The sequence below is a fragment of the Bacillus sp. MM09(2025) genome (genome assembly GCF_050496725.1).
Taxonomy (GTDB): domain Bacteria; phylum Bacillota; class Bacilli; order Bacillales; family Bacillaceae; genus Bacillus; species Bacillus pumilus.
In genome coordinates this window covers 1,148,402-1,162,057 of sequence record NZ_JBNWEN010000004.1, presented here as the reverse complement: position 1 = coordinate 1,162,057, position 13,656 = coordinate 1,148,402, and the positions used below count along the sequence as shown (strand labels likewise).

Annotated in this window: 14 protein-coding genes; 12 read left to right on the top strand and 2 right to left on the bottom strand. The window is 41.7% G+C overall.

Annotation, left to right across the window (positions count from 1 at the left end; genetic code table 11):
• Positions 1–18 precede the first annotated feature (18 nt).
• The gene (locus ACQYAC_RS12315; protein ID WP_429943388.1) at positions 19–1,842 is read right to left on the bottom strand and encodes an acyltransferase family protein; all 1,824 of its coding nucleotides are present in this window, start codon (positions 1,840–1,842) and stop codon (positions 19–21) included.
• 207 nt (positions 1,843–2,049) lie between these two features.
• On the opposite strand from ACQYAC_RS12315, the gene ACQYAC_RS12310 reads away from it, so the two are divergent.
• The 11 genes from ACQYAC_RS12310 to ACQYAC_RS12260 all read left to right on the top strand — a co-directional run bounded on the left by ACQYAC_RS12310 (position 2,050) and on the right by ACQYAC_RS12260 (position 12,421).
• Positions 2,050–2,925 carry an aldose 1-epimerase family protein gene (locus ACQYAC_RS12310; protein ID WP_429943387.1) on the top strand — a complete coding sequence of 292 codons (876 nt, stop codon included), beginning with the start codon at positions 2,050–2,052 and terminating at the stop codon, positions 2,923–2,925.
• 60 nt (positions 2,926–2,985) lie between these two features.
• The gene (locus ACQYAC_RS12305) at positions 2,986–3,930 is read left to right on the top strand and encodes a sugar-binding transcriptional regulator (RefSeq protein ID WP_058013302.1); all 945 of its coding nucleotides are present in this window, start codon (positions 2,986–2,988) and stop codon (positions 3,928–3,930) included.
• A gap of 83 nt (positions 3,931–4,013) precedes the next feature.
• On the top strand, positions 4,014–4,685 hold the full coding sequence (gene deoC / locus ACQYAC_RS12300) for a deoxyribose-phosphate aldolase (RefSeq protein ID WP_429943386.1): 672 nt from the start codon (positions 4,014–4,016) through the stop codon (positions 4,683–4,685).
• Between the two features lie 166 nt (positions 4,686–4,851).
• Positions 4,852–6,033 carry a NupC/NupG family nucleoside CNT transporter gene (locus ACQYAC_RS12295; RefSeq protein WP_088002690.1) on the top strand — a complete coding sequence of 394 codons (1,182 nt, stop codon included), beginning with the start codon at positions 4,852–4,854 and terminating at the stop codon, positions 6,031–6,033.
• Between the two features lie 25 nt (positions 6,034–6,058).
• Positions 6,059–7,360 carry a pyrimidine-nucleoside phosphorylase gene (locus ACQYAC_RS12290; RefSeq protein WP_012011779.1) on the top strand — a complete coding sequence of 434 codons (1,302 nt, stop codon included), beginning with the start codon at positions 6,059–6,061 and terminating at the stop codon, positions 7,358–7,360.
• A gap of 235 nt (positions 7,361–7,595) precedes the next feature.
• Positions 7,596–8,039, top strand: coding sequence for a MarR family transcriptional regulator (locus tag ACQYAC_RS12285; RefSeq protein WP_008345718.1), 444 nt, complete (start codon positions 7,596–7,598; stop codon positions 8,037–8,039).
• Between the two features lie 14 nt (positions 8,040–8,053).
• Positions 8,054–8,692 carry a nitroreductase family protein gene (locus ACQYAC_RS12280; protein ID WP_323639783.1) on the top strand — a complete coding sequence of 213 codons (639 nt, stop codon included), beginning with the start codon at positions 8,054–8,056 and terminating at the stop codon, positions 8,690–8,692.
• A gap of 25 nt (positions 8,693–8,717) precedes the next feature.
• On the top strand, positions 8,718–9,011 hold the full coding sequence (locus ACQYAC_RS12275; RefSeq protein WP_058013306.1) for a putative quinol monooxygenase: 294 nt from the start codon (positions 8,718–8,720) through the stop codon (positions 9,009–9,011).
• Between the two features lie 189 nt (positions 9,012–9,200).
• Entirely contained in the window at positions 9,201–11,582 is a 2,382-nt protein-coding gene (locus tag ACQYAC_RS12270) for an immune inhibitor A domain-containing protein (protein ID WP_429943385.1), read from the top strand.
• 207 nt (positions 11,583–11,789) lie between these two features.
• Complete coding sequence (locus ACQYAC_RS12265) at positions 11,790–12,044, top strand: ORF6C domain-containing protein (protein WP_012011773.1); 255 nt, start codon at positions 11,790–11,792, stop codon at positions 12,042–12,044.
• Positions 12,045–12,049: 5 nt separating this feature from the next.
• Entirely contained in the window at positions 12,050–12,421 is a 372-nt protein-coding gene (locus tag ACQYAC_RS12260; protein ID WP_429943384.1) for a DUF1304 domain-containing protein, read from the top strand.
• Between the two features lie 34 nt (positions 12,422–12,455).
• Here ACQYAC_RS12260 and ACQYAC_RS12255 read toward each other — a convergent pair whose 3' ends face one another.
• Positions 12,456–12,620, bottom strand: coding sequence for a hypothetical protein (locus ACQYAC_RS12255; RefSeq protein ID WP_003214630.1), 165 nt, complete (start codon positions 12,618–12,620; stop codon positions 12,456–12,458).
• Positions 12,621–12,874: 254 nt separating this feature from the next.
• On the opposite strand from ACQYAC_RS12255, the gene ACQYAC_RS12250 reads away from it, so the two are divergent.
• The gene (locus ACQYAC_RS12250; RefSeq protein ID WP_169056014.1) at positions 12,875–13,531 is read left to right on the top strand and encodes a type 1 glutamine amidotransferase domain-containing protein; all 657 of its coding nucleotides are present in this window, start codon (positions 12,875–12,877) and stop codon (positions 13,529–13,531) included.
• The last annotated feature ends 125 nt before the right edge of the window (positions 13,532–13,656 follow it).

The window sequence follows — 13,656 nt, the reverse complement described above, 5'->3', positions numbered from 1 at the left end:
CACAGGATGCTAGTCTTCTTATGATGACGATGACACATCTCCTTTTTTCTTGATGCTCGCTGTAATGAGCTGGGTCAATGTATCAGAGCCTTTTGTTGAAAGGTGAACACCATCAGGCTGAAAATAAGATGGCTGTCCGGTAGCGGCTGAATGCCAATCGACCAGGGTCACATTGGAATGTTGATCGGCTACTCGCTGAATGACGGCATTCACATCATTTTCCCAAGACCTTGGGACTTTCGTGTTCACAAGGAAAATGTGCGCCTTTGAAAATTGCTGAATAAATGCGGTCAATGTGCCCTCAGTAAAATAGCCATTCGTGCCAAGCTCAATAATAACAGCGGCATTAGATTGATTAAATGAAGCATACTGAGGAGCGATGCTGACGGCTTCGTTCATTTGTCTGCCAACCTTTGCATCGATGGTGATTTGGGCATATGCTTTTTCAAGATTCGGCGCTATGTCTAGCATGACGGAGTCACCAATAGCAAGAATTTGGTGAAACTGCTTCTGATCTACTGCTTTCTTCTCGTGTGTTTCTTTCTTTTTCTTCGTTTTTGATTCAGCAGAGTCTCCTGCCTTTTTCGGTGCCGTCTTAATTTGAGTCACTTCCTTGGCATGTGGAGATGTATGGGACGAGCTGGACATGCCAATGGTAAATAAGATCAAAAGAGCTGCAGTGATTCCAAGGAACACTTTATGAGACGTAGACCATTGTTTGAAACCCTTTTTCCAAATAGACCAAGAGGCAAAATATTGTCTGAAGCCAAGCCGGCGAATCGGCTGCTCGAGGAAGCGGTAAGAAGCCTCTGCAATGAGTAAAATGGCAATGATCTGCAATGCGACACGCCCTATAGAAGGCTGTCCAATTTCAATGACAGGGGTGGTCAGCACGATGATGGGATAATGCCACAGGTAAATACCATAAGAACGCTTTCCAAGCCAGACGAGCGGCTGATAGGAGAGCCATTTTCCTAGTAGGCTTGCAGGGTGACAGATACACGCAATTAAAATCGCCGCATTCAGACAGAATAAAAGCATGCCGCCTTGATAGAGGAAACCGTCAAATTCGTCCACTGCATAAACACATAGAAGAAAAATCGCAAACGAACCAAAACCAGCGATATGTAAAATACGTCTGCCAACAGGAAGTAGCTTTTTGCTGGACAGTCTGTGCATGGGCCATACAAATGCTAGGCTGCACCCAATCAGAAGTGCAAATGCACGAGTATCTGTTCCATAATAAACCCTGCTTGGGTCCGTATCTGGTGAATAAAGAATCGCCATCCATAAGGCGGAGACAAGTGCAAGGCCAAAGGTGATCATTGGCAGATGGGATCTATTTTTCACCCATTTTAGACCTGCAATCAGTAGTACCGGCCAAATGATATAAAATTGCTCTTCTATCGCCAAAGACCACAAATTTTTCAGTGGAGATACAGCATTGAAGCTATCAAAATAAGACAGCTGATGGAAGATGTACCACCAGTTACTGACATAAAAAAAGGACGATAAGGCATCGCCGCGAATGGACAATAGTGCATTCGAGCCCGCAATCGCACACCAGCTGACGGTTAAGAAAATCATCACGTAAGCAGCTGGAAGAAGCCTTCTGATCCGGCCCATCCAAAATGGCAAAAGCTCTTGATAGCCTAGATCCTGTTTATGTAACAAAATCGTCGTGATCAAGTAACCAGAGATCACAAAAAACAAATCAACGCCAAGAAACCCGCCGCTCGCAGGTCCAATATGTAAGTGATAAGCAATGACCGCCAATACAGCAACGGCTCTTAGCCCATCCAATCCTAATATATAACGTAAACGATTCTCCTTGCTGTTCATGAAAATGAATCCCCCATTTATGTCAAAAACGCTTCTTTTATTTTATATAAGATTAGACGAATCAGCATCACATTTTGTTGGCGAATTTCTGTCTTTTTTAAAATTTTATATAAAGAAAGAATTGATGGTTTGGAAGGCGGCCTTATTTTTATACTCAAAACCAAAATCCCTGTCATAATAAAAGAAGATGGAAAGGGGATGTGTGAAATGAGAAGACTTGAAAATAATCAGTTATTGATTCAGATCAATGAGAGAGGTGCCGAGGTCAGAGAGGTGCTTCACAAGGAAAGTGGACGCCAATATATGTGGTCTGGCGATCCTGCTTACTGGGGCAGGGTGTCGCCTGTCTTATTCCCGATTGTTGGACGATTAAAGAATGACCAATATAAGATAGGTGATCAAACCTATGAGCTCACGCAGCATGGATTCTTGCGTGATGTTGATTTTGATTTACATGAAGAAACGAAACATACAGTGACCTTTCAATATGAATCAAAAGGCCGTCACATCGAGCAGTATCCTTATGAATTTACCGCCCGTATTCGGTACGAGCTATCAGAAAATGGTCTGACGATTTCCTGGGAAATTGATTATGCTGGGGATGACACGATGTATTTCTCCATTGGAGGTCACCCTGCATTCCAAGTCCCGCTTGTTGAAGGAGAGCGCACAGCAGATTACTTTCTGACATTGACGCCTTCTATTGAGCATCTTCCTGTCCAATATGAACTGAAAAATTCACTTGTCAGGGAGAAAGAAAAAAGCATTCAGCTTCAACCAATTCAGCTTCGACCAGAACTTTTTCAGCATGATGCGATGATCTTTAGTCATATCAATCGAGTGTCATTGACGTCTCAGGCAGGTCACGGGGTTGAGGTTGATCTCACTGGTTTTCCGTTCGTTGGTATTTGGTCACCTTATCATCAAGAAAATGGCACAATGGCTCCTTTTGTTTGTATTGAGCCTTGGTACGGTATTGCCGATGTTGAAGGGACGAATGGGCAGTACAAGGAAAAGTTCGGTATTCAAACTTTAGAGAAGAATGAGACCTTCCAAGCCGCCTATACGATTTTCTTTAAATGAACATTTGTGCATGATAGGTTGAACAATTTGTTATGATAGAAGAAAAAAGGAGGCGTACGAATGGATCGGGAGAAACAACAATTGAGTATTGAAGCGGCAAGGCTATATTATTTATCGGATTACAGCCAGCAGGAAATTGCCAAACAGCTCGACCTGTCGAGACCAACTGTATCTCGGCTGCTTCAATATGCAAAGGAGAAGGGGTACGTCCAGATAACGGTAATGGACCCGTTTGAAGACTTGAATGAGCTGTCTTCATTGCTTAAGGAAAAATATGACCTGCTCGAAGCTCATGTGGTATTTTCGCCCAAAGATGATTATCCAACGATCACCGAATACTTGAGCCAATTTGGTGCCGAGTACTTGCAAAACACAGTAAAGGACGGTGATATCGTTGGGGTGAGCTGGGGAACCACCATGTATCAAATTGCCCAAAAGATGCAACCTAAACAGGTCAAAGGTGTAGAAGTTGTCCAGCTGAAGGGTGGGATTAGCCACTCCCATGTGAATACATATTCTGCGGAAACCATCCAGCTGTTTGCCGAGGCCTTTCAAACAGCACCCCGCTATTTGCCGCTTCCTGTTGTATTTGACAGTGCTGCCGTCAAAGAGATGGTTGAACAGGACAGACATATTCAGCGCATCATTGAAATGGGCAAACAGGCGAATATTGCTGTGTTCACTGTTGGAACGGTAAGAGACGAGGCCCTTTTGTTTAGACTTGGTTACTTCCGTGAAGAAGAAAAAGCACTGCTCAAAGCAACCAGCGTTGGCGACATCTGTTCGCGCTTTTATGATCAAGAAGGACGCATTTGCAGCGAAGCGATTAACAACCGTACGATTGGCGTGGAGCTTGATGATTTAAGGGCAAAAGAACGTTCTATTCTTGTTGCTGGTGGACATCGCAAGGTTGCTTCTATCCACGGGGCACTAAGAGGAAAATATGCGAACGTATTGATTATTGATCAGCATACAGCAAAGGCTCTTTTAAATGTCACAAAATAGATGAACAAAATTTCATAACTATGTTTACAATTGTTCATCGGTCATATATGATGAAAGTATCATAAATAAAAGGAAGTGTAAGCATGACGATAGCAAAGCTCATTGATCATACAGCACTAAAACCAGATACATCGAAAGCTGCAATCATGCAGTTACTTGAAGAAGCAAAGACTCATCAGTTCGCATCTGTTTGTGTGAATCCAACATGGGTGTCTCTTGCGGCGAAAGAACTAGCAGGAACAGGCGTTGATGTTTGTACAGTCATCGGTTTCCCACTAGGTGCAAACACAACAGCAGTGAAAGCATTTGAAACAAAGGATGCCATTGAGAACGGTGCAACCGAAGTGGACATGGTCATCAATATCGCGGCATTGAAAGACGGCGAATATGATGCAGTTGAGCAAGATATTCGTGCAGTTGTAGACGTGGCAAAAGGGAAAGCACTTGTGAAAGTCATTATTGAAGCGTGTTTACTCACAGATGAAGAGAAAGTCAAAGCTTGTGAGCTTTCAGTGAAAGCTGGCGCTGATTTTGTGAAAACATCGACTGGATTTAGTACAGGCGGTGCGACTGCTGAGGATATCGCATTAATGCGTAAAACAGTAGGACCTGACATTGGTGTGAAAGCATCAGGCGGCGTGAGAACAAAAGAAGATGTTGATGCAATGCTAGCTGCAGGCGCTACCCGAATTGGTGCGAGTGCAGGTGTTTCTATTATCAAAGGGGATCAATCAGCTCCTTCGAAAGACTATTAATTCATACGATCCTATGGTAGGATAACATTCGTGACTCATAAATAATGAAAAAGTCATATGCGGAAGGATCTCACTTCTGGGAATTTCTTCCGCACTTTGTTTACGAAATAGGGTTTGTTCCATACAAGCGCATTAATGTAAACGAATTCATTCGAGGAGGAAAAACATGAAATACGTGATTGGTATCATCGGTTTGCTGGTGATTCTCGCCATTGCATGGCTTGCTAGTAACGGCAAAAAACGAGTAAAATTCCGTCCAGTAATTGTCATGATTGTACTGCAATTTATTTTAGGTTATATTCTGCTCAATACAGGTGTTGGGAACTTCCTAGTCGGGGGCTTTGCAAAAGGATTCCAAATGCTTTTAGGCTATGCCGGTGAAGGAATCAACTTCGTATTTGGCGGATTAATGAATGATAATGCATCAACTTTCTTCATCAACGTCTTACTGCCGATCGTCTTTATTTCAGCATTGATCGGTATTTTGCAGCATTGGCGTATCCTTCCGTTGATCGTACGCGGAATTGGATACTTGCTTAGTAAAGTCAATGGAATGGGGAAATTAGAATCGTACAACGCAGTGGCGTCAGCGATTTTAGGTCAATCCGAAGTCTTCATTTCCATTAAGAAACAGCTCGGATTATTACCTCAACAGCGTCTTTATACATTGTGTGCATCTGCGATGTCGACTGTTTCAATGTCCATTGTCGGTGCGTACATGCAAATGATTAAACCAGAATACGTGGTCACAGCACTTGTGCTGAACCTATTTGGTGGATTTATTATCGCGTCTATTATCAATCCATATGAAGTAGCTAAGGACGAAGACATGCTCGAAGTCGTTGAAGAAGAAAAGCAATCCTTCTTTGAAATGCTTGGCGAATATATTATGGATGGTTTCAAAGTAGCGATTGTTGTCGCTGCGATGTTGATTGGATTCGTTGCATTAATTGCGATGATTAATGGCATTTTCACAGCTGTCATCGGTGTTTCTTTCCAAGATGTACTTGGATATGTATTTGCACCATTTGCTTTCCTTGTTGGTGTACCTTGGAGTGAAGCGGTACAAGCAGGAAGTATTATGGCAACCAAAATGGTATCTAACGAATTTGTGGCGATGCTCGCTCTATCTGGAGACGGTCTGCATTTCACTGCTCGTACAGAAGCGATCATTTCTGTATTCCTTGTATCATTTGCGAACTTCTCTTCTATCGGTATCATTGCTGGAGCAGTCAAAGGCTTAAACGAAAAACAAGGAAACGTTGTTGCACGCTTTGGATTAAAGCTTCTATTTGGTGCAACACTTGTCAGCTTCTTAACAGCAGGCGTTGTCGGTTTGATTTACTAATTTAAAAAAAGGAATGGTGAAAACAATGAGAATGGTAGATATCATTGCGAAAAAACGTGACGGAAAAGAATTATCTTCAGAGGAAATTTCTTTCTTTGTCAAAGGATATACGGACGGAACAATTCCTGACTACCAAGCAAGTGCCTTGGCGATGGCGATTTTCTTCCAAGATATGACGGATCAAGAACGTGCTGACTTAACGCTCGCTATGGCGAACTCAGGGGACACGATTGACCTGTCTGCCATTGAGGGCATTAAAGTAGACAAGCACTCAACAGGCGGTGTAGGTGATACAACAACGCTTGTACTTGCTCCTCTTGTGGCTGCACTTGATGTACCTGTTGCGAAAATGTCTGGCCGCGGTCTTGGACATACAGGCGGTACAGTGGATAAGCTTGAAGCGGTAAAAGGCTTCCACGTAGAAATTACAAAAGATGAATTTATCGAGCTCGTGAACCGTCATAAAGTAGCGGTCATTGGTCAATCAGGCAACCTGACACCAGCAGATAAAAAGCTTTATGCCCTTCGTGATGTAACAGGAACCGTTAACTCGATCCCGCTCATTGCAAGCTCGATTATGAGTAAGAAAATTGCTGCTGGCGCAGATGCGATCGTATTAGATGTGAAAACAGGTGCAGGTGCCTTCATGAAAACACCTGAAGACTCTGAGAAGCTTGCAAAAGCCATGGTCCGCATCGGAAACAACGTTGGCAGACAAACGATGGCTGTCATCTCTGATATGTCTCAGCCGTTAGGATTAGCGATTGGAAATTCCCTTGAAGTGAAAGAAGCGATTGACACACTTAAAGGCGAAGGCCCTGAAGACTTAAACGAGCTTGTGCTCACTTTAGGAAGTCAAATGGTCGTTCTTGCGAAAAAAGCAGAAACGCTTGATGAAGCAAGAGAAAAGCTAATTGAAGTCATGAAAAACGGTAAAGCACTTGAGAAATTCAAGGAATTCTTAGAAAACCAAGGTGGAGACGGCTCGATTGTAGATCAACCAGAAAAACTGCCGCAAGCCCCTTACCAAATCGAAGTGCCTGCAAAAGAAGCAGGTGTCGTTGCTGAAATCGTCGCAGACGAAATCGGTGTTGCAGCGATGATTCTTGGAGCAGGGCGTGCAACAAAAGAGGACGATATCGACCTATCTGTTGGTATCATGCTGAACAAAAAAGTCGGCGATCGTGTTGAAAAAGGAGATTCACTCGTGACACTTCATGCAAATCGTGAAGATGTTGCGAATGTCATGGAGAAAATTTATGACAACATCCGCATCGCAGATCATGCTGATGCACCAACTCTCATTCACACGGTGATCACAGAATAAAGAAAAAAGGACAAAAGTGCTTCGTCGCTTTTGTCCTTTTTTATGTAAGATTTAGGTGGGGATTCCCACCTGTATGGTGTTTAAAAAGGCGGGCGTTCAGCTCGTCTTTTTCTATTGAGATAAAAAATTTCACTTTATGAAACAAACCTCTTGCAATCATGAAATAATGGGTGTATATTAGTTGACGAGTCAATGATTGATATATCAACTAATTGATCTGAATAGAAAAGAGGGGATGGCATTGACTGCATTTTGCTCTGAAGAAGCAGAGGTATTATACCGTTTGCAGTGTGTGAACCGTATGATGGGCGTGAAGTTCGAAGCATGCACGGGCATCAGCCAATCAAGACTAGAGTTGCTCTCACTGTTATTTCAAGCAGACGAAATCAGCCAGTCAGATTTGCAGAAAAAAGTAAATATTGATAGTGCGGCTGTGACGCGTCACTTAAAACAGTTAGAAACAAAAGGAATGGTCACGCGCAGAAGAAAGCCAGAAGATAATCGAGTCACGCTTGTTCGTCTGACAGAAGAAGGCAGAACGAGAATTGAAGCTTCTAAAAAAGAAAAAGAACGATTTATCTCAGAAATGCTTGAAAACGTAAGTGACGAAGAACGAAAGCTTCTCACTGATGTGCTCATCCGAATACAACAAAACATCGAAAAGATTCAAACAACCTAAAGGAGTGTTTCAACATGGCTACAACATTAAAAACAAACGATTTTATGGAAATTATGAAAGGACGCCGCTCCATTCGTAACTATGACCCAGCTGTGAAAATCAGCAAAGAAGAAATGGCAGAGATTCTAGAAGAAGCAACAACTGCACCATCGTCAGTGAATGCACAGCCTTGGCGCTTCATGGTCATTGACAGCCCAGAAGGAAAAGAAAAGCTTGCACCACTTGCAAAATTCAACCAAACACAAGTGGCAACATCATCAGCTGTCATCGCAGTGTTTGCAGATATGAAAAACAATGAATACTTAGAAGAAATTTATTCAAAAGCAGTAGAAAATGGCTACATGCCGCAAGAAGTAAAAGAAAGACAAATTGCTGCATTAACTGCACATTTTGAAGCTCTTCCAGAGCAAGTGAATCGTGAAACGATCTTAATTGACGGTGGACTTGTGTCTATGCAGCTGATGCTTGCTGCTCGTGCTCATGGCTATGATACAAACCCGATTGGCGGATTTGATAAAGAAGTCATCGCTGAAACATTTGGCTGGGATAAAGAACGTTATGTACCAGTGATGCTGTTATCAATTGGGAAAGCTGCTGACGAAGGTTATGCATCTTACCGCTTACCGATTGAACGCATTACAGAGTGGAAATAATATTTTTTAAAAAGGAGACGATTAGATGATTATTATTCATGCAGGGATGACCATTCATCCAGAAAAAGAAAATGTATTTCTAGAAGAAATCAATGCATTAATGAAAGCTTCACAAGCGGAAGAAGGCAATGTATCCTACAAGCTGTTCAAGGATACAGATAAGGAAAATACCTTCTTAATGGTAGAAGTGTGGAAAGATGACGCTGCGGTTCAGAGTCATAATGCGAGCGCTCATTTTCAAGCTTTCGTCGCGAAAGCAAAAGAATTCTTAGCCGCTCCACTTGACGTTGTTGCCTTTCAAGGCCAGCAACTTTCATAGTAAAACAACAAACACCCTAGGCGGTTATCGCCTAGGGTTCTTTTATTTTCGACAGCTTGTTCCACCCATTTCATTCCCGTATTGTGCATTTTCCACAAAGTTTCTGAAAATAAAATGTTTTTCGACTTAAGTATATTGGAATATGCTAGAATTAGATATTATTTATTACCAAATTAGGGAGGAACCAATATGAAAAAAGGGAAATGGACGAGTATTGCACTAACGGCTGTCCTCAGTTTAGGCACATTGGCAGCTTTCAGCACCCCTCTATCTGCCCACACCACAGAGAAATCAACATCCTCAGATGGCGGTCATTATTCAGGTATTCCATTTGACGCAAGTGTCGTGAATGAAGACCGTCTCATCAAAGCCTTGAAAAAACAAGGAAAGATCAAAAAGAATGCCAATGAAGCGGAAACCCAAAAAGCACTAAAGAACTATCTTAAGAAAAAAGAAGAATCTGCTATGAAACAAAGTGCAAGCACTTTAACAGAAGAGCCTGAATTTCTGAAAGAATACAAACAAAAGGTACATAACAAATTAGCTAAAAAGAAAAAGTTAAAGAAGCATAAAGGAAAAGAAAGCAATCATGTAAAACCGGTCAAAAAGGAAAAGTATAAAGGCGAAGTTCGCAATGATAAGGTATTGGTGTTATTAGTAGATTTTAAAGATTATAAGCATAATAGTATTAAAAAAGAAGAGACTGATATGTACTATGACAAGTACGATCAACAGCACTATCAAGACATGCTTTTCGGAAAAAATGGCTACATAGGTCCAGATGGTAAAAGAAAAGTTTCTATGAAGCAATATTATGAAAAGCAGTCTGGCGGCAGTTACACGATCAGTGGAACGGTTGCTGGCTGGTATACAGCGAAGCATGAAGCAGCCTATTATGGCGGGAATGTGCCTGATGAATCAGGCAGTGACGGCAGACCGCGTGAATTGGTGAAAGAAGCACTCGAAGCAGCAGCAAAGGACCCGAACATTGATCTCGGTGATTATGATCAATGGGATCGATATGATATGGATGGCGACGGCGTTTATAATGAACCAGACGGCATCATTGACCATCTGATGGTCGTTCATGCTGGCGTAGGTGAAGAAGCTGGCGGCGGACAACTTGGCTCTGATGCGATTTGGTCGCACCGCTGGTCACTTGGTGATGTATTTGAAATTCCAAACACTGAATCTGAAGTCGGACAAGGCGGAAAATTAGGCGCGTTAGATTACACCATTGAGCCTGAAGATGGCGCGGCAGGCGTATTCACACATGAATTCGGACATGATCTTGGTCTTCCTGATGAGTACGATACACAGTACACAGGCGGGGGCGAACCTGTTTCCTACTGGTCGATCATGTCAAGCGGAAGCTGGGCAGGTAAAGTCCCTGGTACGGAACCAACAGGCTTTAGTCCATATGCGAAAGAAATGCTTCAAAACTTGCATGGCGGTAACTGGCTTACTGGACAAACCATTGATGGTAAAACATTAAAGAAAAGCAAAACAGTGCTGATTGATGAAGCAGCAACAAAAGGAACGAATCATGATGCGGTTCGAGTGGATTTACCAGATAAAGAGATTGTGGTCACAAAACCTGCTCAAGGACAAAATGCGTACTTTAGCGGAACGGGTGACAATTTAAATGCGACCATGACGACAACAGGTATCGATTTGTCGAAAGGGAGCAAAGCAGAGCTGACATTTAAAGCATGGTACGATATCGAAGAGGATTATGACTATGCGTATGTAGAAGTTCGTGAAACAGGAACTGATCAGTGGAAGACCATTGCTGGTAACATCACGAACGATCGAAATGAAGCTGGAGCGAACGAAGGCAATGGCATTGATGGAAAATCAGACGGATGGGTAGATGCAGCCTTTGATCTTTCTGCTTATGCAGGGAAGAAAATTGACCTGCAATTCCGCTACACAACCGATGCAGGCTATTCATTGCCAGGGTTATTTGTAGATGATTTAAACATCACTGCAGATGGAACGAAAGTGTGGTCAGATGATGCAGAGGGCACGTCTACTTTCACCTTTAACGGATTCTCGAAATCGAATGGAAAACAATATGCAGCACAATATTATTTACTAGAGTGGCGCTCATATGCTGATGTCGATAAAGGGTTAAAGCATATCAAACGAGGGGCAAGCCTCATGAGCTATAATAACGGTTTGGTCGTGTGGTATGTCGATCAATCCTACAGTGATAACTGGGTAGGAAAACACCCAGGGAACGGTTTCCTTGGGGTAGTAGATGCAGATCAGCAAGTATTGAAGTGGAGTGACGGCTCCATTGCTGCTACAGGTTTCCAAGTACATGATGCCGCATTTTCTTTGAATCCAAGTACGAAGCTCAATATTGATTATACAGCGACAACTGGCTTAACATTGGTAGATCGCTATATTCGCTCGACTCGTACATTTAGTGATAAAAAGAATTATGTGAATCCAAATAATCCAGATGCAGGGCGTGACGTCCCAACATACGGTCTATCCTTTAAAGTTGTTGGACAAAGTAAGGATCGTTCTGTTGGAAAGGTATTAATTTCTAAAAGTAACTAAATAGAAAGCCGGATTCTACCATTGAATCCGGCTTTTTGATATGATAATAAACTGTTTTTGATGAAAAAGGCGGCTTTTTGGTCGAATGTCTGTTCTTTTTTATTTTGATATCCGAATGAAATCATTATATAATAGAGACTGGAAGGTTTTTCTTTCATACATGGTTCTTTTTAGCTGTTAAAACAAAGGAAAGGATGAGCGTTACCAATGAGTTGTGTCACTGCTAAGCAATTAAAGGTGATAAGAGGGACGATGCAGACTTTTTGCAGCCATTTGGAGTATGATGGTCACGGTAAGCTTCATATCAATACCATCATGGCTTTTATTAAAAAGGAGTTTGGTGTGAGGAAAATGAAAGACATTCCACAAAGCCGCTTTACTGAAGCGCTTGAATTAATACAAGACTTTGATTTATACACGGATAAAATAGAGATTCGTGATCGTCTATCAGAAAGGAATTAACTAAATTGAATATTTTAGCAATAATACTAGTAGGAATTGTCGCATTAGAACACCTTGTCATTATGTTATTAGAAATGTTTTTTATGGAATCAAAGATGGCAAAGAGATCCTTTAAGCTGCCAGAACACTTGCAAAAGGATCCAAATGTAAAAGTGATGTTTGCCAATCAGGGGCTTTATAACGGGTTTTTAGCTGCAGGACTGATTTGGGGGCTCATTCTCGGATCGAATACTGTTGGATATATGATTCAGCTATTTTTCATTCTTTGTGTGATCATCGCTGCGGTATTTGGCGGTGTGACCTCTAATAAATCAATTATTCTCAAGCAAGGAGTACCAGCGCTTCTTGCGTTAATTGCGCTTATCCTAGCAATTTAACCATAAATAAAACCGCTCTAGTGAAGGGCGGTTTTTATCTTTTTCGAAGACCCATCAGACGAATAATGGATGTCAGACATAGTGCAACAGCAACAGCCAAAATAATTTTTCCATACATGACCCCTGTTAAGTTCATCAAAAAGACAGCCAATATGATACAGAGCGTGATGATGATCATCACAATCGAATAGGTTTTCATCTCTTTTCCACTCCTTTAAAAGTCCCCTTACATCCGTGAGGTCTATCCATCTTACTTCATATGATATCACTAAATGACAATTTTACATGAAATTCCCTGCCAATAGAATGTGACATATTGATTAGATTTGATGTCATGCCATAATTTTTAGGAAATCGGGTATACCATAAAGAGTTACATCGAAGTTCAATTGCTTGATATTTAATTGTGCAAAATGTAAAATAGCCACATGATAAATCGAAAGGATGATCAAGGTGAGTAAGAAAGTGTTATTAGTATCGACAAGCAGTTCAGAAATGAACGGACATCCAACAGGCTTATGGCTAGAAGAATTGGCAGAGCCGTTTCATATTTTTAAAGAAAATGAACTAGATGTTCAAATAGTCTCTATTCAAGGTGGAACTGTCCCGATTGATAAAAATTCAATTCCAGAAGGTGTTCCAGCACAATATGAAGATGTATATGAATTACTTCAAGACACAAAGGCGCTTACAGATGTGAACCCAGCTGATTATGATGGCATCTTCTTTGCGGGAGGACACGGCCCAATGATCGATTTTGCGTCTAATCAACTGGTAGCTGATGCAATCTTAGCTATTTCAAACAAAAATGGTGCAGTCGGAGCTGTTTGTCACGGCGTTTCAGCATTCATTGATGTGAAGGATCAAGATGGAAAATCATTTATCGAAGGTAAAAAAGTGACAGGCTTCACAAACGAAGAAGAGGAAGCTGTTCAGCTGACATCAAAAGTTCCATTTTTACTGGAAACAAAACTTCGTGAGCAAGGGGCAGCGTTTGAAAAAGGAGATGCCTTTGCGCCATACGCTGTAGTTGACGGACAAATCATTACTGGACAAAACCCAGGGTCTAGTGCAGAAACAGCACGCCTGTTTGTTAAAACCATTTCATAAAGTGATCAAAAAACCAGTCGTAGCAAAAACGGCTGGTTTTTTTGTCATAAAAATTTCCTAAAAAAGTCCAAAAATAGAATAAAACAATGGTAAAATATTCACAGGGTATAAAACCCAATTAAGGA